Raw genomic sequence first — 20,117 nt, forward strand, 5'->3', positions numbered from 1 at the left:
TTTACTCTACTGTTTATTCTACTCCTCTTATTTTAGAAAAACAACTGATGTCATTTGTCTGCTTTTTTACGATGCGTGCCTAATAACCATTGTTCGATTCCTGCATAAGCTTCTCCGACTGCTTTACTCGCTAGTAGATAGGTTAAAGCAATACTCACTAGGAAAATCAGGACTAAGGTCAAGCCATTTAATGGAATCACATCACCTGAGATACCACGGACACCTTTGACAATGAAACCATGTAACAGATAAGCGACCATCGTATATTTTCCACACGAGGTATAAAATTTTTCTTTTGTCGGAACACATGCAAAAAAGGCTAATATGCCGACACATCCTAAAATCAACGTCACAATTCGCACCATTGCCCCCCATTCAGGAAAGTTTAAAAAATCTTCATAGGGTTTAGAACCAAAGAAAATATACTTGTTGACGGGACCAATCCAATGAATTAATCCATAGATAGCCGCAAAGATGACCATCAACCATTGACGATTTTTCATGTTTTCAAAACGTTCGACACTTTCTTTTTGCAAGTAATACCCCATCACGAAAAATGGTAGAAAGACGACGGTTCGTTGTAAGGTCAATTCTCTACCAATAAAAGGTAAATATCCCACCAATAGACTAAGTAACACACTCACTGTAATTCCCATTTTAGGGGAGACTTTTTGGAAAAAATACAACGAAATTTGCCAAAAAAAGGAACTAACTAAAAACCATAAAGACCAATTGGGTACATGCAATTGAAACGAAAACGAATCATTGGTACCAATCAACCAATAAAATAAAGAATAGAGCCATTGAAAAATAATGTACGGCAAAATAAATTTTTGAAAACTAATGCGAATCTGTTGTCCCTTTTTGTAATCAAATGATTTCGCAAAGTATCCTGAGATAAAAATAAATGCCGGCATATGAAATGTATAAATCGTAAAATACAAATCATTGCTCCATTTTGCTTCAGCGATAAACGGTTGTAATAAATGACCGAATACCACTAAAATCATTAATAAAAATTTAGCATTGTCAAAAAAAGGATCTCTTCTTTTTATTTGCACACATGCCACCTACCTTTACAAAAAACCTTTCCTTTTCTCTAGTATACAGGATAAATGTTGCAACTTTATTGCAATTGTTCAAAAGAACATAACAATTTTTGCAAGGAAGATTCATTGCTTTTATATCATTTGTATTATATCATGTAATACAAAGAGGTGAAGAAAATGATTTTAGAAATCGATCCATTAGGCGAAGAACCCATTTACAAACAATTGCGTGATCAAATTATTTTAGGCATTGCTCAGCACCAATTGAAGGCTGGTGATTTATTGCCTTCTGTCCGCATGTTAGCCGATGAATTAGGGGTTAACCCGATGACTGTCTCTAAAGCGTATAACTTGTTAAAAGAAGAAGGGTATTTAATTACTGATCGTCGGAACGGGACAATTGTCACCCAACGTAGTGAGTTTGATACATCCGCTAAAAAAACCTATGACCATCGCTTAGCATTGTTGTTAGCAGAAGGCTTTCTCCACCAGCAATCCAAAGAAACCATTTTACAAGATGTCGAAACCTATCTCAATACTTATTCCAAAGGACGTGAAGAATCGTGAATTATCTATTTATTGGTATCTTAGTCTTAATCAATGTGATACAAGCATGTACCCTCCGTTTATCTGGGACTCCACATAAACAAGTCATTTTAGAAAATACCATGACAACAGAACACTTGCAAGCGCCGCAAGTGCAAGCGTTAGCTCAAGAATACAAAAAGCGATTGCTACAAATTGCAGCGATTTTTAGTTTATTGAGTCTTGGGTTGCTAGTTATAACATATGAATCGATTTTATTAACCTTTTTCTGGATTCTTTTATTTGGTAGTATGATTGCCATGTTTTTTTGTAAAGTGCACTATGTACGCACAATGCAAGAATTATTGGTTAAGAATGATTGGTTAATGCCGGTCAAACCAATTTTAGTGGATACACAATTGATCCTTACAAAAAATCAAAAAATGGTCTCAGCTTGGTGGTTAGTCCCACCGCTCATTATTTGGGGATTAGGAAGTATTTACAGCGTGATGTCTCATGTAGGCGAGGCATGGTTAATGATTAGTCTGAGTGGGTTGTTATGGTTATTCTCTTTGGGGAGTTGGTTTGTTGTAGGAAAATTACCTGTTCGTGCATTGACAGATAATCAAACCATTAATCAACAATACAATGACCTCACGAAACATCATTGGTCTTTAATGATGGTCTCCATTAGTTGGATACTCGTTCCTTTATTGCTTATTCCCATGATTAGTTTAACCGTCTCTTCGTTTTGGGAACTTATTTTATTCAGTTGCTTTTTCTTGTTGCTGATTAGTTGGACGATTTTCTCGTTTTGGTATTTGTATTCTTTACGAAAAAAACAAGATCAATTACTTGCTCAAGTACCCAGCTATCGTTATTTAGGGGACGATCAATACTGGCGTTTTGGTGTGTATTATAATCCCCATGATCCACGATTGTTTCTACCGGATCGAATGGGTATGAATATGGGCATCAATCTAGGACGTCCGTTAGGAAAAGTCTTGATGGGTCTTACTGGTGTCATCATTAGTGTCGCCTTCGTTGTAACCTTAGTTCCAGCGTATTTGTACGATTTTACAGCAGATCCCTTCCAATACGAACAAAACACGACACGTGTCGAATTACGAGCTCCTTTTGTGACGACATCCGATATTCCCTTAGAAACGATTGAGAAAGTCGAGTTACTCACTAAATTACCTGAAAAACGAATAAAAGTTTATGGAAGCGCGACGGATAATTACGCAACTGGCAAATTTACGGTGAATGGTAAAGCAGCTACCCTTTACGTTGACCATCATTCAAAACAAATCTTGCATATTGTCACGCCTGAAAGAGATTATTACTATACCAATAAAGAACCACAAAAAACGATGATTGCCTATCAACAATTACAAAATAAAATACAATAAAAAAAGAACAAAAGTCGAAATGACTTTTGTTCTTTTTAGACTCCGGCAGTAGGACTCGAACCTACGACATCATGATTAACAGTCATGCGCTACTACCAACTGAGCTATGCCGGAATGACTATGAATGTATAATAGCAAGTTTTTTTAAATTAATCAACCCCTCTTTTACATTTTGTTTAAAAAACTATCGATTATTAAATAACTTGTAAAATTTAAAAAAGAATTTACAATAAAATAAAGCGCTCTACCAATTATCCAGAACACGAATAAAACTAAAAAATAACAATTAAGGAGAGAATTTATGACTATTTTTGTACGAGCTTACCAATACGGTGATATTGAAGCGATGCAGCAAATTTGGAATGAGGTTGTTCACGAGGGAATAGCTTTTCCACAAAAACAACCTTTGTCATTGGACGAAGCAAAAACGTTTTTTAAGGAACAAACCTATACAGGGGTCGCTGTCGAAGGAGAAACAGTGGTCGGACTCTATATTTTACATCCTAATAATATTGGACGCTGTCAGCATATTGGCAATACTTCTTACGCGGTTTCCAACCAGCATCGCGGGAAAAAAATTGGTGAAACATTAGTGAAAGACTCCATTATTCAAGCTGCTGCGCATCATTTCCGGATTCTTCAATTTAATGCTGTCGTTGCGACAAACCATAGCGCCATTCATTTATACAAAAAACTTGGCTTTACTCAATTAGGAACCATTCCCGGTGGTTTTCGCTTACCCGACGGAACGTATGCCGATATTCATCCCTTTTATATTGAAGTTTAAAAAAGGGGACTTATGTCACAGCCCCATTTTTTTTATCGAGGACGTAACTAACTTATGTCACGGCCCCTTTTTATTTAACCAATGATTACAGATTCTTCAGGATATTTAAAGTTTGCTTCGTTTTTATTTGCTCGGAAAATGAATGAAAAGAAGACCGTCATCACGCCAACTCTTCCTAAAAACATCAACGATAAAATAATTACTTTTCCAATACTTGTTAAATCTGGCGTAAGCCCCATCGTTAATCCAACTGTTCCTAAAGCAGAAATCACTTCAAACACAATATATTCTAGACCTAATTGATCGACATTAGGAATGGTTTCAGTCACCGAAAGAATCATTGTACTAATGATAATCACTGTTAAAAAAGCAAAAAATAGCGTTAATGCTCTAGAAATTGTGTCTTCTTTTATTGTGCGTCCTCTAAATTCTGCACGACTGCGACCTTTAAAAATACTACGAATTTTAATTAATAAAACCCCAAATGTCGTTGTTTTAAATCCCCCAGCTGTAGATCCAGAAGTCCCCCCAATAAACATTAACACCATTGTTAGAACCAAACCTGCATGTGACATTGAAAAATAATCAATTGAAAAAAAGCCAGCCGTACGTGGTGTAACAGCCATAAATATTGTGTTAAAGAAACGTTGCCAACGGTTTCCCTCGGCAAGTAATCCGCTGTTTTGTTCTGTAAAAAAAAAGCCAATCACACCAAAAACCAACAATCCCGCTGTCACTAACAGCGCAATTTGGCTGTGCAAACTTAACCGTTTATTTTTTCGTATTTCTAATAAATCATGCCAAACAAAAAAACCTAATCCTCCTGAGATAATTAATAAGCTAATGATTGATAATACCCACGGGTCTTTTTGGAAACCAACCAAACTATCTCCAAACAAATCAAAACCAGCATTACAAAAACTAGAAATCGCATGAAAAACGCTATACCACAACCCTTTTCCCCAACCAAATTGAGGAACAAAGCGCACGGCTAACAACAAACTACCCACTCCTTGAATCAACAAGGCAATTTTTAATACATACAGCAATAAATGAATTTCTCCTGACATCCTTTGCGAATTAAAGGCTTCTCGTAAAAACATGCGTGTACTTAATGTAATTTTTTTCTTCATTAACACAAAAAAGAAAACTGGAATAGTCATGAAGCCTAGTCCGCCTAATTCTATTAATACCAAAATGACACTTTGTCCAAATAAACTCCAATGTTCATTTGTCATTAATGTCGTTAAACCGGTAACACACGTGGCAGAAGTTGCCGTAAATAACGCATCTAAAAAATTGGTGCTCTCACCGTTTTTTGTTGCTAGCGGTGTCATTAACAATAGAGCCCCCATCAAAATCAAGATTCCAAATCCCAACGTAATTAGTTGTGAAACGGTCAAATGGAATGGCGATTGTCGTTTTCGTCGCATTGTTTTTTTACCTTCTTTGTTTTATATTTTCAAACTTGATTATCAATATAACATACCTCGGCAAAAAATCTAGCTTTTCCTTTTCTAAAAATGACTGATTGAAAGTTTTAACTTGCTATGCGGATTTTCAGTAAAGTGCTATACTTGTACCATTACTTTAAATTTAGAAAGGTTGAAATGTATGGCTTTTATTGGCACGCTCTGTCTCATTTTAGTAACAACGACTTTAGCTTCACATTTTTCTAGAAGAATCGGTATCCCTGCTGTCATTGGGCAACTCTTAGTCGGGGTTGTCTTGGGTAGCGCAGGATTAAACCTTATACATTCTACTGAATTAGTTCATGAATTTTCCGAAATCGGTGTTATTTTGTTGATGTTTTTAGCGGGGTTAGAAAGTGATTTAGCCTTGTTGAGAAAGTATTTTAAACCAGGATTATTGGTAGCCATTTTTGGGGTCATTCTGCCCCTTATCCTAGGACTAGGAACAGGCGAAGTTTTCCAAGTTAGCTTTAAAGAATCAGTTTTCTTTGGCATCATTTTAGCGGCAACTTCGGTGAGTATCTCCGTTGAAGTGTTAAAAGAATTAAATGTAGTGAATACAAAAGAAGGTTCCACTATTTTAGGTGCTTCCGTTGTTGATGACATTTTAGCAGTTTTAGTGTTAAGTTTAAGTATCCCTTTGTTTACAGGAGGAGCAACTAGCGAGACACCTTTGTCTCTATTACTCATCGAGCAAGTCCTTTATTTCGTACTTATCTTCGCATTAGTTAAATGGATTGCCCCTTATTTGATTTATTTAGCAGAAAAATTGTTTGCGAATGCTGCAATCATTATCATGTCATTAGTCATTTGCTTAGGAATGTCTTATCTTGCTGACTTCGTTGGTTTGAGTTCAGTTATCGGGGCTTTCTTTGCAGGAATTGCTGTCAGTCAAACAAAAGTAAAAAAAGAAGTGATGCATAATGTGGAAGCGTTAGGTTATGCTATATTTATCCCTGTTTTCTTTGTTAGTATCGGTTTGGATGTCTCCTTTGCCAACTTTGGAGAACAACTATTATTTATTGTTGCTTTCACGATTGTAGCAATTGTTTCTAAACTATTTGGTGGTTTTCTGGGATCAAAAATGGCTGGGTTTGATAATAATAGTTCCTTGATGGTTGGTGCAGGTATGATTTCTCGAGGCGAAATGGCTTTAGTCATTTTACAAATCGGACATCAATCAAAGATGATTGAACCGCAGTATTACTCACCTTTAGTTATCATTATTCTGTTAAGTACCTTGCTTTCCCCATTAATTTTGAAATATTTTACTAAAAAAGTATATTGATAAAAGATAGATAGAGGATTGCCTCTATCTACTTTTTTTTATGAAAAAACACTCACTTTTTCCCTACGAAACGAAAAAAAGTTAGGAATCCCAAACTTTTTTTGTGCACACTCTTTCCTGAAATGGTACAATTATTTTGTTACTTTAAATATGAAAGGTCGGATGTTATGGAATTTATTGGTATTCTCTGCCTCATCCTTGTGTCGACGACGATCGCGTCACATTTATCGAGGCGAATTGGCATACCAGCTGTTGTTGGGCAACTATTAGTTGGGGTGCTATTAGGTAGTGCAGGACTGAATTGGGTACAGTCTAGTGAACTCGTACACGAGTTTTCAGAAATTGGCGTTATTTTGTTAATGTTTTTAGCTGGGTTAGAAAGCGATCTTGCTTTATTAAGGAAATATTTAAAGCCTAGTCTTCTTGTCGCAACATTTGGTGTGGCATTCCCCCTAGTTCTTGGTGCAATTTCAGGAACTGCATTTCAAATTGACTTTCAAGAATCTTTCTTCTTCGGAATCATTTTATCAGCAACTGCAGTAAGTATTACTGTTGAAGTATTAAAAGAAATGAATGTAATGAACACAAAAGAAGGATCTACAACTTTAGGCGCATCGGTTATGGATGATGTGTTAGTTGTATTAGTACTAAGTCTAAGTATCCCAATCTTAACAGGTACTTCATCTAATGGTGTTTCTTTACCCATCCTCTTATTAGAACAAATTGCTTATTTTGGTCTAATTTTTATGTTAGTAAAATGGATTGCTCCGTATTTAGTTGAGTTAGCCGAAAAGTTATTTGCGAATTCTGCTGTAATTATTGTCTCACTCGTTATTTGTTTAGCAATGGCTTACCTTGCTGATTTTGTCGGCTTGAGTGCTGTTATTGGTGCTTTCTTTGCTGGTGTCGCTGTTAGCCAAACAAAAGTCCAACATGAAGTGATGCACAATGTCGAAGCACTAGGTTACTCTGTCTTTGTTCCAATCTTCTTTGTTAGCATTGGATTAGATGTTTCATTCGAAAACTTCAAATCACAAATGCTCTTCATTATCGTCTTCACACTAATAGCTGTTATCTCTAAATTATTAGGTGGTTTTACTGGTTCAAAAATCGCTGGATTTAGTACCAACAGTTCATGGATGGTCGGTGCCGGAATGGTTGCTCGTGGCGAGATGGCCTTAATCGTTTTACAGATTGGTTATCAAGCAGGATTAATTGATCCTAGTTACTATTCACCGTTTGTAATCATTATTTTATTAAGTACAGTGATTGCACCATTAATCTTAGAATTCTTCACAAAAAAAGTGTACCCATAGAAAAAGAAGCTTTGAGCACACATTCGCTCAAAGCTTCTTTTGTTTAGTTCTCTAATTCTTCGACTAATGCTTCTAATTCATTCAAACGTTGTTCAAACATCTTCATCGCGTCTTCAATATAGTCTGCTTGTGTCATATCAACACCGGCTTTTTTCATGACTTCGATTGGATAATCGCTATTTCCAGCTTTTAGATAGTTTAAGTAACGCTCTAATGCAGCTGGTCCTTCTGAAAGAATTTTTCCGGCTAAAGCAGATGCAGCAGAAAATCCTGTTGAATATTGGAAAACATAATAATTGTAATAGAAATGAGGAATACGTGACCATTCTAAACGAATTTCCGGATCATCAGCTAGTGCTTCGCCATAATATTTTTTATTTAAAGCGCCATAACTTTCACTTAAAAATTCGCTTGTTAATGGTGTACCTTTTGCATCTTCAACATGCATAAAATGTTCAAATTCCGCAAATTGTGTTTGACGGAAGACTGTTCCTTTAAAACCATCTAAATAATGATTTAACACATATGCGCGAACACGTGGATCAGTTTCAGTTTCTAACAAATGTTCAGTTAAAATATTTTCATTGGTAGTTGAAGCAATTTCTGCTAAGAAAATCGAATAATCTCCATACACATAAGGTTGATTGCTACGAGTAAAGTAACTATGAACACTATGTCCCATTTCATGAACCAACGTAAATAATTGATCCAAAGTATCATGCCAATTCATTAAAATATATGGCAAGGTATCATATGCTCCTGAAGAATACGCACCACTACGTTTTCCTTTATTCTCAACCACATCAATCCAACGATTATTAAAGGCTTCTTTCACAACAGTTAGATACTCTTCACCCATTGGCTCTAGCGCTTGAATCGCTTTTTCTACCGCTTGGTCATACGTATAACTAATTGGTGCTTCACCTAATAAAGGCGTATATACATCGTACATGTGCAAATCATCGAGATTTAACAAACGTTTGCGCAGTTCCATGTAACGATGTAACAATGGTAGATTTTGATTCACTACATCCACTAATGTATCATAAACACTTTCAGGAATATGGTTACTACTTAATGCCGCTTCACGTGCAGAAGCAAATTTGCGTACTTTTGCTTTGTAATTGTGTGCTTTCACATTCGCACTTAAAGTAGAAGCAAAGGTGTTCCGGAATTGCTCGTAAACACTGTATAAACCTTTAAATGCTTCTTCACGTACACGACGGTCAGTACTTTCTAATAATTGACCATAAATACCATGTGATAATTGAATTTTTTCTCCGTCTTCGCCTTCAATGGTTGGGAAAACTAAATCGGCATTATTTAAGACTGAGAAAGTATTGCTTGGTGAGCCAAAAATTTCTCCTGCTGCAGCTAGCAATGCTTCTTGTTCCGCCGGTAACACATGTGCACGATTGTCTACCGTTTGTTTCACAAAATGACGATACCCTTCTAATTTTGGTTCTTCGTCAAAATAGCTCCAAATTGTTTCATCACTTAGTGTCAACAATTCTGGTTCTAACCAAGAGATAGCTTCACTCGTTTGTGCTAATAAACTACTTGCACGAGCATAAAGCGCTTGGTATGTTGTATTTGCCGTATCTTGATCATTTTTTAAATGACTGTAAACATACAATGTTTCTAATTTACGTGAGACATCTAAGACATATTCTAATGCTGCTAAAAAGGCAGCACCACCCTTGTTCAAGGTTCCTTTGTAAGATGATGCTTGTTTTAATTCTGCTTGTAATTCTTTAAATGCAACTTCGAAAGCTGCATCATCCACAAAAATTTTCGTTAAATCCCATGTTGACGCTTCTGCGACTTCTTCACGTGTTGGTAATTGTTTTGTTTCTGACATGCTTTCTCCTCCTCTTAAATAAGACCAGTGTATCATATTTTGTCTAATCTGCCACAAGGAAACTATTTGGAAAATACAGGTGTTATCTCTAATTGTTGACATTCGCGATAAATCAACTGTAGAACTTCCTTTTGAGAAATGCAGGGATAATGCCAATCCATTACTAATTGTTTTAATTGCTGTAACCATTCCCGAAAATTAGTGGTTTGGATATAACAATAACGCAAGAATAAAAGCCAATCTCCAAAGAAAAAATGATAGAAGCTTGCTTGATAACACCAACTAGGTAACGTTTGTAAATTTCCACCAAGTACATAGATTTTTTGCTGTAATTGATGAATTTGGGGATTATCTTGAAATAATTTCCGTTGCAGATAATAGCGATATTCTGCTGCATTCCAGCTAAAAACACAGGATTCAGCCGCAACAAATGCTCGAATTTGTTCCAGAGATTGTTCTTGAAAAGCCCATTTCTTCAAGCGATAAAAATAACCTAACCGAAAATGCCAACGTACAGCATACAATAACCAAATTTCTTTTTGCTGCGCTTTGATGCCCCAAATATGAATCCCTTTTTCTTTTGTATAATAACAAAAAGCCTTTTGCAATTTTCCCCACCGTTGACGAGGTAGTAGTTTTTCTCCTAGTAACCACCATGGTTGGTACCCATGGTGGTGGTAATTTTGTGTCCGTTCAAGATATCGCTCAAAAGATAATGGCGAGCACTGGACTTCAATAGCTAATGATTCCAGCAAAATATCTGGACGCTGTTTAAGTTGTGGTAAGTAGGCTTCCAATTGCCCCCCACTCCATTGCTGCATGAAGGCTTTACTGGCTAAATGTTCACTAGTCTCTCCTTCACTAAAACTAGTACATTCGGCATAAGCAGTATGGGCGAAATGCGGAATTTTGATACGTCCTTTCTTTAAAATCACTGCTTCTTTGCAACTAGGACAAATAAAAGATTTCGTTGCGCATTGTTGCAACTCGCTAGCAATGACACTTTTTCCATCCAACGTTTCAGCAACTAACATTTATTTCACCTCTTCGATACTAGATACGAAAAAAAGACGAGAAAAATTTTTCTCGTCTGTCTATTTTCCAATCAAAAACTGGTTGTCAGAAACAATACTGTTTCTAGCAACCAGTTTTTGATTAATTAAGGAAATACCGTTTTGTCATCCCTATTGCATCCATCTCCATGATTTTTTCACCGTGTTCGATTAAATAATCAGGTGTTACTGTACTTTTACGAGCAAATTCAGAAAGGAGTGCTGTGTGATTTTCAATCTGTTTATCTATTAATGTATCTTCTAAGAAAAATACATCCAAATAATACATACTATTCATTAAATAAAGATTGGTCACAACATCTTCCAATTCTATTTCGGTAGCTAGTTGAATCATTGCTTCAAATGATCCAATTTCAAATACCAACTCACGAGTAACAGGTGTGGATTCTTTTTCATCTTTTTCTTTTTTAGCAGGTAATTGATTTTTAAACCAATCCATCATTTCTTCTTGAGAAAATCCTTCATAGGATTCTGGATCTTCATTTTTTAACCAGTCTGTGATCTCTTCTGGTGAATAATAATCTCCATATACCTCATAAGGATCCATGTTTTCAAGAGAAGCATTTTTGCTGATAAACAATTCTAAGCCATCGCCTTTTGGTAATACTTGAAAAGTAACTGCTTCGCTTCCTTTGAATTCATCATTCACGTCTACTTCTTCTAAAATACTATAAAAGAAATTTTCGATTTCCTTGTGATTTCCCAGTAAGTCTAAAAAAGTGATTCCTCTAGCAGCTAAATCTTCGCTTTTGATCAACACACGAATTGTGTTTTCATTAATATGTTCCATTTCCATATTAGCTACACCTCACTTATCCTTCATATAAGTCCATTGTAACGGATGGGCTAGAAATGTAAAGAGAAAAACATTACAAAGTCCAAATAGACAAGCATTCTTAAACAAAAAAATAAGACAAAAATCATTTTACGATTTTTGTCTTATTACCTTTTATAATCCTGCCATTAGTTGCGCTTGTCTTAATTCTAATTGACGAACATCACGTGGTAAGAAACGACGAATTTCATCTTCGTTAAAACCAACTTGTAATCTTTTTTCATCAATCATAATTGGACGACGTAACAAACCTGGGTTTTCTTGGACAAGAGTTAATAATTCTTTAAGTGGCAATTCATCAAGATCCATATTTAGCTTTTGGAACACCTTTGAACGAGTCGAAATGATTTCTTCGGTACCATCTTCTGTCATTTGCAGAATTGATTTTAATTCTGAAATGTTCAATGGCTCAGAGAAAATATTTCGCTCAACGAAAGGAATTTCGTGCTCTTGTAACCAAGCACGAGCTTTTCGGCATGAGGTACAACTTGGGGAAGTATATAGTGTCAACAACGTGCATCACTCCTTTTTAAATTAAAAACAGAAGAATCATTTGTTTCACTTCTGTTTTCATTATAACGCACACTTTTGATAATTACTAGTGTTTTTCGCAAGTTTGCAAATAAAAAAAATTGTTATTTAATAAAAATAAACCTTGAAACTATCGGCTTTTTATCAAGCTTTTTTCCATTTTCGAAGAATTTTAGTCTTTTTTCTCATTTTTTTATTATTATGTAACAGACACTAAAAACTGTTATATATTTTGTCATTCGATTACAAAATTAAACAACAACTAGCTTTTAATTTCTCACAAAAACAACTGCTTTCTTATAAAAAATAAAATAGCTTCAAGACAACAGACACAAGGTCTTCGTCACTATTTCATCTTGTATTTGACTTATTTGTTTTTTTATTGATTTATAAAATGTTATTTGACAATCCAGCGATTTTTTGTTCAGTTGTGTTACTGTTTTTTTTTATAAAAAATAAATTCTCATTTCTAAGTTAAAAACTTTTATGAGTATTTGCTTTATTTTTTTCAGAAAATGTGAAAAAAATAAAAAAAATGAAAAAGATGCGAAGATTCGTCACTTTGAACGAATTTTCGCACCTCTGTTTTGTTATTAATTGTGAAATTGTGCTTCGTAAAGTTTACGATAATGCCCATTTTTAGCCATTAATTGCTCATGGGTTCCTTCTTCAAGAATGCCATTTTCACTCATAACAATAATTCTCGTTGCATGTTTAATTGTTGCTAAACGATGCGCGATGATTAAAGTTGTTCTTCCTTCTGCCAAAGAATTCAATGATTCTTGAATGACTTGTTCCGTCTCGGTATCCAAAGCAGAAGTTGCTTCATCTAAAATTAAAATAGGTGGATTTTTCAAGAACATACGCGCGATTGCCACGCGTTGACGTTGCCCTCCTGACAATTTAACTCCGCGTTCACCAATTAGTGTGTCTAATCCGTGGCTCATTTGTGCAACCACACCTTCTAAATGAGCCAACTTCACTGCTCGTAAAATGTCTTCTTCGGTGGCATCTAAATCACCATATGCGATATTTTCACGAATCGTTCCTGGGAATAAGAAAACATCTTGTTGCACCGTACCAATTTGATGACGTAAAGATGCTAAAGTCATGTCTTGAATATCGATGCCGTCAATAGTAATTTTACCTCCAGTTACATCATAAAAACGTGGCAATAAATTACACAATGTCGTTTTACCAGAACCACTTTGACCAACAAAAGCGACCGTTTCTCCCGCTTGAATATCTAATGAAATATTATTTAAAACTTTAGTATCATCTGCATAGGCAAAAGAAACATCTTTATAAGAAATATTTCCTGTTAAATGGCCGACTGATTTTGCACCAGGCTTATCTTTAATCAATGGTTCTTTATCCAATTCTTCCGTTAAACGTTTGAAACCAGCAATTCCTTTTGGATAGCTTTCAATCATGATATTGACTTTTTCAATTGGACGTACAAATACGTTTGCTAATAAGATAAATCCAACAAATTGTCCATTCGTCAATTCTCCTTGAATCGTATAATAAGCGCCAAAAATCAAGGCAAATAAATTAATTAAACGAATCATGAAATAATTATAGGCTGAACTAACACCCATCACTTTGTAAAACACAATTTTTGAACGACGGTATAATTCACTTAATCTGTTGAACCGTGCTGCTTCGTAATCTTCTTTCGCAAAAGATTGTGTGACACGAATCCCACTTACTGCTGCTTCGACACCTGAATTAAATTCCCCTAAATTGTCATAAATATCAGTGTTTACCTTCGTCATTTTCTTATTGAAAAAGACTAAAGCAATCGTAATTAACGGAATTAAGGCAAAAGTAGCAACTGCTAAGCCTACGTGCATCCGTAACATCAAAATAAATGATCCAACAAGTGTCATCACGGTGATGAACACATCTTCTGGACCATGGTGTGCCACTTCTGAAATTTCAAATAAATCCGTCGTTAGACGACTAATGACTTTCCCTGTTTTTTGATTGTCATAATATTCAAATGACTGCTTTTGCAAATGCCCAAATAAGTCACGGCGCATATCCGTTTCAATATTGACACCTAGCTTATGTCCATAATAAACAACAATATATTGCAAAATCGTGTTAATCACATAAAAAAGTAATAACCCTAAACACGCCAATAAGACATAACGGAAATTATTTTGAGGCATGATTTTATCAATCACCTGATTCACAGCAACTGGAAAAGCTAATTCAAGCAAACCTGCAAGAACGGCACAACAAAAATCCAATAAAAATAACGACTTGTAAGGTCGGTAATAGCTAAAAAATCGTTTTAACATGTAATTCCTCCTTTCACATAGCATTTATTATAGAGAAACCCACTCAGAAAAGCAAAAAACCAAATTTAAACAAAAACAAGTATTTGGAAACATTTCAGCATGAAATCTCTCCAAACACCCGTTTATACTAAGCATCATTGTTCAATTTTTTGCGACAAAATATTTTGACTCATCCAAAATTTTTAAGAGGCATTTTTTAAATTTTATCCAGCAATTCAAATGTCAAATAACCGCTTTCAGATAGTTCATCTGTTTTAATTTCAGTAAACCACTGTAACATAAAAAATCACTAATAATGCAGAATCTACATTTCATCCTTGCAACATCCTGAATTATTTGCCTCCTGTTGGCAAGTAAGATTGCAACGATTCTGCTAAATTGCGGACATTACGTGTTTGAACGTACACTGTTCCCCTACCATTAAATTCATTGACAATGCCTTCGCCGGAGGTAAAACCAAACATTCCAGAAGCAATGCGAATATGATAATCTAAGTCAGCTGACCATGCCAGTACATGTTCATTATCAACGGTTAGTGGTTGTTCCGGTTCAACGGTCAATTCGACAATATCACCAAAACTTGAAATTAACAAATCTCCATTTCCTGATGTCTCCATGACAAACAATCCACCAGTTCCCGCAAAAATAGCTTTCCCAACATCTTGGCGAACCATATTGTACCGTACAGAAGCATCTGAAGCGAGATAAGCACCAGTATTTAACCGATATTGTTCGAAACCGATACTTAATTTTTGAATTTTCCCGATATTACTTGGTGCAACTGCTAATTCTGCTTGATTATCCGTGGCAGTTGCTTCCGTAATAAACATCGATTCACCCGACGTAATCGAACGACCAATCGCAGACATTAAACCGCCTAATCCTGACCGATTGTTACTATTCATCCGGCCTTTAATTTCAACATTGCGTGAATAGGCCATCGCACCACGTTCAATATTAATGACATCGCCCCGATTCATTTGAATGACTGCCATTGGATAGGCCGTCCCACCTGTTAACTCAAAATTCATTTTAACTCCTCCTTTTACTTGACTACATTTATTATATCACGGAACGGATAACGGATAGAAAAAAGCACCCAGACAACACGGTCTCGGTGCTTGTTCTTATTCTTCTCCAAGGCTTAAAATTAAGCGAATATCATCTTCCGTCATTTGTTGTAATTGTGTTTCATTTCCTTGGATGACACGTTGGAACAATTCACGTTTTTCTTGTTGCAATGAATTCATGCGTTCCTCAATCGTTCCTTCAGCAATCATTCGCCACACTTCAACGACTCGTTTTTGACCAATACGATGGGCACGCCCAGCAGCTTGTTCTTCCACAGCTGGATTCCACCATAAGTCATACAAGATAACGGTATCAGCACCGGTTAAGTTGAGCCCTGTTCCACCTGCTTTAAGCGAAATCAAGAACACATCTTTTTCACCAGCATTAAACGCATCTACCATTTCAATGCGTTCTTTCGGTGGTGTACTTCCTCTTAGATAGAAGGTTTCTAACCCTAACTCGTTTAATTCTTCTTCAATAATCGATAACATACTCGTAAATTGAGAGAACAATAAGACACGTCGGTTGTTTTCTTTCGCGGCTTGAATCAAGTCTTTTACTTGCTCAAGCTTACCAGAACCACCGACATAATCTTCAATAAATAATTTCGGATCGCAACAAATTTGGCGCAAACGTGTTAAACCGGCTAGAATACTAATCCGATTTTTCTTGAAGGTAGCAGAATCCATACTAGAAATCTCTTCACGCATTTGGCGCAAATAAGCTAAATAGACAGTTTTTTGTTCTTCCGTTAACGCACTATAATAATTCGTTTCGATTTTTTCCGGTAAATCTTTGAGAACGGTTCGCTTGTCGCGACGCAAGATAAACGGTTGAATCATCCCGGCAATTTGTTCAGTAGATAATTCTCGATAACGCTGTTTACTTGGGAAAAAGCCCGGCATAATCATTTGGAATAAAGCCCATAATTCTTCCAAATTGTTCTCAATCGGCGTACCACTTAAAGCAAAACGATGGTCAACTTTTAACGAACGCAACGCTTGGGCTGTTTTGGTACTGCTATTTTTCACCATCTGCGCTTCATCCAAAATTAAATAGCCAATTTCACGTTCACGGTAAGTGTCAACGTCTTGACGTAAACTAGCATAAGATGTAATCAAAATATCAGCTTGTTCTGCCATAATATGTTCCCGTTCATCTTTGTTGCCACTAACCACAATCGCTCGTAATGTTGGCGCAAATTTTTTGATTTCTTGGTGCCAGTTATAAGTCAGACTGGCAGGGGCTACGATCAATACTTGAATCGTTTCGTGTTCTTCTTTTTCTGATAACAAATAACTAATTGTTTGTAAGGTTTTTCCTAGACCCATTTCATCGGCCAAAATACCACCAAATTGATAGTGACTCAACATTTTTAACCAACGAAAACCTGCGACTTGGTATTCTCGTAATTCTGCTTGCAGATTTTGTGGCAACTGCGCATCATAGGCTTCCGGATGCGTTAAATCCGTAACCATTTTATCAAAACCTGCACTGAAATGGGCGCGATCTGCTAACTGTTGTTGCAACTGCAACCCTTGATTCAAAGGAATTTTTGCGATACCTTTTTCTGTTTGAATATTTTCACGTAATTGCGCTAAAATACGACTCGTTTCTTGGAAATCTTCTGAATCCAACGACAAGACTTGCCCGTTTTCCATCGTATAAAATTGATCGTTGCGCAATAAACTTTGTAAGACTTCATCAATCTCATTTTGCGCAATGCCTGAAATATCAAAACTAACATCTAACCAAGAACCTGCTTCTCGTACTTCAATCGTTGGTTGGAACTTACGGCCGTCTAAATAACGTTCTCGTAATTTTTTCCCCATACGAATCTCTCCTAATTGACGTAGAAAAGACAGCTCGCGTGTAAAGAAATGATACAGCGCCTCGCCTTCAGGTAATGGTTTTTGCCAACCAGTTTGGGTCCGTTCAAAATCTAAACTTTTCGCCAATAATTCAATCCGTTGTTCTTGTTTGTAGTCACGTAGAACTTCCGCGTGATTTTCTGGGATGACTTGATGTGCTTCATCGGTGGAATAAATCACGTCGCCATATACATAATCGGCACGCATATCAATATTGCCTTGACGTTTTTTCAAATAGAAAATCACTTGCAACTTCTCATCACTAATATAGTTGTACACTTCTTCAGAAATTTGTACCTCACCAATTTTGCGTAAAAATGGCAAGACTTGTTTAAAGAGAATCGACAACTCATGCTTCGGATACGCAATCACTGGTTCTTCCAATCGTTTTAAGAGTTGTTCCATCGTCAAATAAATATCGAAGTCTTTGACACTTAATGCATAGACTGTCTCGTCCACAATTCCCCAGCCATAATATTTGTAGACTAGATCGAAATCTTTTTCGATGCGTAATTCAAAGTGCTCTTCTACTCTAGCTAATGAAAAACGTAAGGGCTGCTTTTGATTGGTAAACTGCAACCCACGGCGTTTTTCGTGCTCTGTTTGCAATAAAAATGGAAATTGTGTCATTTGTTCAATGATTTCTTGTGCGGATTCAACAGGTAATAGCAAATATTTTTTATCCAATTTGCCTTTCACTTGAATTCCTGTTTGGCCCATTAATTGTTGCGTTTGGGCCAAATGAGACAGACGGGTTAATAAAGCATTGGTTGTTTCATCAAATGCTTGATGAGCCAGTGAAAAATTATTTTGTTTGTTGGCAACATATAATTTCTCTTCATCGTACACTTGTAAAAATTTATAAATATTTTTGACCACATAACTACGGCCATGACGTTCACCGACTTTTAACGAAATCCCTAACACATCTAATTCATAACGATAAGGATTTGTCGGTAGACTATCTAATTGACATTCAATAACCAGCGGCGTAGCTTTTCTTTCCGGTTCATTGGCTAAACGATGAAAGCCATTCGAAAACATGACCGATGGTGAAAAAGCGTCCACTTTTTGAACCTCACTTTTAGGAATCATGCGCGTCTTGCCTTCTTTACGTAGATAAAGTTCCACTGCCACCGTATGCTTACAATAATGATGTTCTTCCCAATAAGGACATTGACAATAATCTTCTTCTTTGGCGCTTGTATCTAAATCGATACGATACAATTCACTCCCCAAGACTTCTGCATGCCATACTTGATTTTCTGGATCAGGAGTTACCGATAACACCCGCCCATCATTAAGATAGGTTCTTGCTTTTTCGATGATTTTTTCTGGAATACTCCATTTCATATCATTTATTCCTCCCCACTACACCACTTGACTCTTAATATGGCTTTGACCGCTACCATTTGTTTGGACAATTAATTGCTGCTGGATACGGTCTTTTAATTCTCGGACGTGACTGATAATTCCAATCATCCGTCCTTCATTTTCAATGATTTCTAAGGCTTCCATCGCCATCTCTAATGATTCTTCATCTAATGATCCAAAACCTTCATCAATAAAGAGTGCTTCGATCGCAATGCCACCTGCACGATTTTGAATGACATCAGCTAACGATAAAGCTAATGCAAGTGCGGCAATAAAACTTTCGCCACCAGATAACGTGTGCGCACGCCGACTCATCCCGGCATTATCATCATAAATATTAATTTCTAAACCGGTTGAACTGCGGTAGCTGCCTTTTTTATCTGCTAATAAAAATTGATAACGACCTCGTGTTAATTTATTGAGTCGTTGATTTGCAACCGCTAATATCTCTGCTAAGAATGATTGTAACACATATCGTTCAATACTCATTTTTTCAGGATTATCCCCATTTAACGTCTGTGATAGCTGTTGAAGTTGCATCATTTCAGTTAATTGCGCTGACGATTGTTGTGCTAAATTCTCTAGCTCCTCCAACAATTGACGATTGCTTTGAATGACTTCTGCTTGCTGAATCACTTGTTTTTGCAAATCGGTCACCTGTTCTTCTGCGAGGTCATATTGCGCTTGCAACTGAGTAATATTAGGCACTGGTTCAACAATCAATTGCGCCAAATCTTGCAGTCTTCGCTCGATGACCGTTCGTTCTTGGTTGTATGTAGTCACCTGTTCTTGCAAACTTGGTAACGAATCGATTTCTTGACTGGCGCTACGCATTTCTTCTTCAGACGCAAAGTCACTCACCTGTAACGCTTGCTGTAAGTTGGTCGCTTGTTCTTGTTCTTTCGCAATCACGGCCTGTAGTTGTTGTGTTTGTTGCTGCTGGCGTTCATTGAGACTAATGAATGTCCGATTAAGTTCCTCTCCCAGATGTTGAAACTCAGTGAGCCGTTTTTGATGCTGACTGACTTGTTGTTGTAAGTCGGTCTGTTCATTTAACAAGTCTTCATAGGTCCGATTCTCTAATTGCTTTTGTAATGTTTTTATTTCTAATGTAATAGGTTGTACGAGTCGTTCCATTTCTTGGTATTCTTGTTGAACTGTTTGATACGCTGTTAGCACTTGTTGCAAGTCTGCTTCCAGTTTTTCCTGTTCGTTTATTTTTTGCGTCAACTGATCTTTTTGCTGGGCTAGCGTTGTGGTAAATGCCTGTAAGTAGTCGGTTGGTTGCGCAATTGGTTCATCTAAAAGATTTTCCATCTCTTGACGAAGCGTCGTGCCTTGAC

Annotated in this window: 14 protein-coding genes, 1 tRNA gene and 1 pseudogene; 5 read left to right on the forward strand and 11 right to left on the reverse strand. The window is 36.5% G+C overall.

Annotated features, from left to right (window positions below; translation table 11 throughout):
- Window positions 1-50: 50 nt before the first annotated feature.
- Window positions 51-1,061 (reverse strand): acyltransferase family protein, encoded by a 1,011-nt coding sequence (locus PYW32_RS10390; RefSeq protein WP_016174359.1) that lies wholly within the window; start codon window positions 1,059-1,061, stop codon window positions 51-53.
- Between the two features lie 165 nt (window positions 1,062-1,226).
- Here PYW32_RS10390 and PYW32_RS10395 point away from each other — a divergent pair, with 165 nt between their 5' ends.
- Both PYW32_RS10395 and PYW32_RS10400 read left to right on the forward strand, forming a co-directional pair.
- Complete coding sequence (locus tag PYW32_RS10395) at window positions 1,227-1,616, forward strand: GntR family transcriptional regulator (RefSeq protein WP_016174358.1); 390 nt, start codon at window positions 1,227-1,229, stop codon at window positions 1,614-1,616.
- Entirely contained in the window at window positions 1,613-2,986 is a 1,374-nt protein-coding gene (locus PYW32_RS10400; RefSeq protein ID WP_016174357.1) for a PH domain-containing protein, read from the forward strand. Before PYW32_RS10395 ends, PYW32_RS10400 begins: the two co-directional genes overlap by 4 nt.
- A 40-nt stretch (window positions 2,987-3,026) precedes the next feature.
- Here the strand turns inward: PYW32_RS10400 and PYW32_RS10405 are convergent.
- Window positions 3,027-3,100: transfer RNA gene (locus PYW32_RS10405), tRNA-Asn, on the reverse strand.
- A gap of 187 nt (window positions 3,101-3,287) precedes the next feature.
- Here PYW32_RS10405 and PYW32_RS10410 point away from each other — a divergent pair.
- A complete protein-coding gene (locus tag PYW32_RS10410; RefSeq protein WP_016174356.1) occupies window positions 3,288-3,773 on the forward strand; it encodes a GNAT family N-acetyltransferase in 486 nt (161 codons plus the stop codon).
- Between the two features lie 74 nt (window positions 3,774-3,847).
- Here PYW32_RS10410 and PYW32_RS10415 read toward each other — a convergent pair whose 3' ends face one another.
- Window positions 3,848-5,206: a TrkH family potassium uptake protein gene (locus PYW32_RS10415; protein ID WP_016174355.1), complete on the reverse strand. Its 1,359-nt coding sequence runs from the start codon at window positions 5,204-5,206 to the stop codon at window positions 3,848-3,850.
- A 181-nt stretch (window positions 5,207-5,387) separates the two neighbouring features.
- Between PYW32_RS10415 and PYW32_RS10420 the strand changes: the two genes are divergently transcribed.
- Together PYW32_RS10420 and PYW32_RS10425 are read left to right on the forward strand one after the other, a co-directional pair.
- On the forward strand, window positions 5,388-6,533 hold the full coding sequence (locus tag PYW32_RS10420) for a cation:proton antiporter (RefSeq protein ID WP_016174354.1): 1,146 nt from the start codon (window positions 5,388-5,390) through the stop codon (window positions 6,531-6,533).
- Between the two features lie 167 nt (window positions 6,534-6,700).
- The gene (locus tag PYW32_RS10425; RefSeq protein WP_016174353.1) at window positions 6,701-7,849 is read left to right on the forward strand and encodes a cation:proton antiporter; all 1,149 of its coding nucleotides are present in this window, start codon (window positions 6,701-6,703) and stop codon (window positions 7,847-7,849) included.
- Window positions 7,850-7,892: 43 nt separating this feature from the next.
- On the opposite strand, the gene pepF is transcribed toward PYW32_RS10425, so the two are convergent.
- The 8 genes and pseudogenes from pepF to PYW32_RS13420 form a co-directional block, all read right to left on the reverse strand.
- The gene (gene pepF, locus PYW32_RS10430) at window positions 7,893-9,710 is read right to left on the reverse strand and encodes an oligoendopeptidase F (RefSeq protein ID WP_016174352.1); all 1,818 of its coding nucleotides are present in this window, start codon (window positions 9,708-9,710) and stop codon (window positions 7,893-7,895) included.
- 62 nt (window positions 9,711-9,772) lie between these two features.
- The gene (locus PYW32_RS10435; RefSeq protein WP_016174351.1) at window positions 9,773-10,744 is read right to left on the reverse strand and encodes a competence protein CoiA; all 972 of its coding nucleotides are present in this window, start codon (window positions 10,742-10,744) and stop codon (window positions 9,773-9,775) included.
- A 121-nt stretch (window positions 10,745-10,865) separates the two neighbouring features.
- Window positions 10,866-11,579, reverse strand: coding sequence for an adaptor protein MecA (locus PYW32_RS10440; RefSeq protein ID WP_016174350.1), 714 nt, complete (start codon window positions 11,577-11,579; stop codon window positions 10,866-10,868).
- A gap of 153 nt (window positions 11,580-11,732) precedes the next feature.
- Complete coding sequence (gene spxA, locus PYW32_RS10445; protein WP_016174349.1) at window positions 11,733-12,131, reverse strand: transcriptional regulator SpxA; 399 nt, start codon at window positions 12,129-12,131, stop codon at window positions 11,733-11,735.
- Window positions 12,132-12,742: 611 nt separating this feature from the next.
- Window positions 12,743-14,458: an ABC transporter ATP-binding protein gene (locus tag PYW32_RS10450; RefSeq protein ID WP_016174348.1), complete on the reverse strand. Its 1,716-nt coding sequence runs from the start codon at window positions 14,456-14,458 to the stop codon at window positions 12,743-12,745.
- Window positions 14,459-14,790: 332 nt separating this feature from the next.
- Window positions 14,791-15,489: a TIGR00266 family protein gene (locus PYW32_RS10455; protein ID WP_016174347.1), complete on the reverse strand. Its 699-nt coding sequence runs from the start codon at window positions 15,487-15,489 to the stop codon at window positions 14,791-14,793.
- Window positions 15,490-15,585: 96 nt separating this feature from the next.
- Window positions 15,586-18,753, reverse strand: a complete 3,168-nt coding sequence (locus PYW32_RS10460) for a DEAD/DEAH box helicase (protein ID WP_016174346.1) — start codon at window positions 18,751-18,753, stop codon at window positions 15,586-15,588.
- Between the two features lie 18 nt (window positions 18,754-18,771).
- Window positions 18,772-19,317 (reverse strand): annotated as a pseudogene (locus PYW32_RS13420) (SbcC/MukB-like Walker B domain-containing protein); the annotation flags it as partial.
- Between the last annotated feature and the right edge of the window lie 800 nt (window positions 19,318-20,117).

This window comes from Enterococcus saccharolyticus subsp. saccharolyticus (genome assembly GCF_029023825.1).
Taxonomy (GTDB): Bacteria; Bacillota; Bacilli; order Lactobacillales; family Enterococcaceae; genus Enterococcus_F; species Enterococcus_F saccharolyticus.

Bases quoted from the DNA above. Each gene is read 5' to 3' on its own strand.
- PYW32_RS10395 (WP_016174358.1), top strand. From the start codon at position 1,227: ATGATTTTAGAAATCGATCCATTAGGCGAAGAACCCATTTACAAACAA.
- PYW32_RS10410 (WP_016174356.1), top strand. From the start codon at position 3,288: ATGACTATTTTTGTACGAGCTTACCAATACGGTGATATTGAAGCGATG.
- PYW32_RS10415 (WP_016174355.1), bottom strand. From the start codon at position 5,206: ATGCGACGAAAACGACAATCGCCATTCCATTTGACCGTTTCACAACTA.
- PYW32_RS10420 (WP_016174354.1), top strand. From the start codon at position 5,388: ATGGCTTTTATTGGCACGCTCTGTCTCATTTTAGTAACAACGACTTTA.
- PYW32_RS10425 (WP_016174353.1), top strand. From the start codon at position 6,701: ATGGAATTTATTGGTATTCTCTGCCTCATCCTTGTGTCGACGACGATC.
- pepF (WP_016174352.1), bottom strand. From the start codon at position 9,710: ATGTCAGAAACAAAACAATTACCAACACGTGAAGAAGTCGCAGAAGCG.
- PYW32_RS10435 (WP_016174351.1), bottom strand. From the start codon at position 10,744: ATGTTAGTTGCTGAAACGTTGGATGGAAAAAGTGTCATTGCTAGCGAG.
- PYW32_RS10440 (WP_016174350.1), bottom strand. From the start codon at position 11,579: ATGGAAATGGAACATATTAATGAAAACACAATTCGTGTGTTGATCAAA.
- PYW32_RS10450 (WP_016174348.1), bottom strand. From the start codon at position 14,458: ATGTTAAAACGATTTTTTAGCTATTACCGACCTTACAAGTCGTTATTT.
- PYW32_RS10455 (WP_016174347.1), bottom strand. From the start codon at position 15,489: ATGAATTTTGAGTTAACAGGTGGGACGGCCTATCCAATGGCAGTCATT.
- PYW32_RS10460 (WP_016174346.1), bottom strand. From the start codon at position 18,753: ATGAAATGGAGTATTCCAGAAAAAATCATCGAAAAAGCAAGAACCTAT.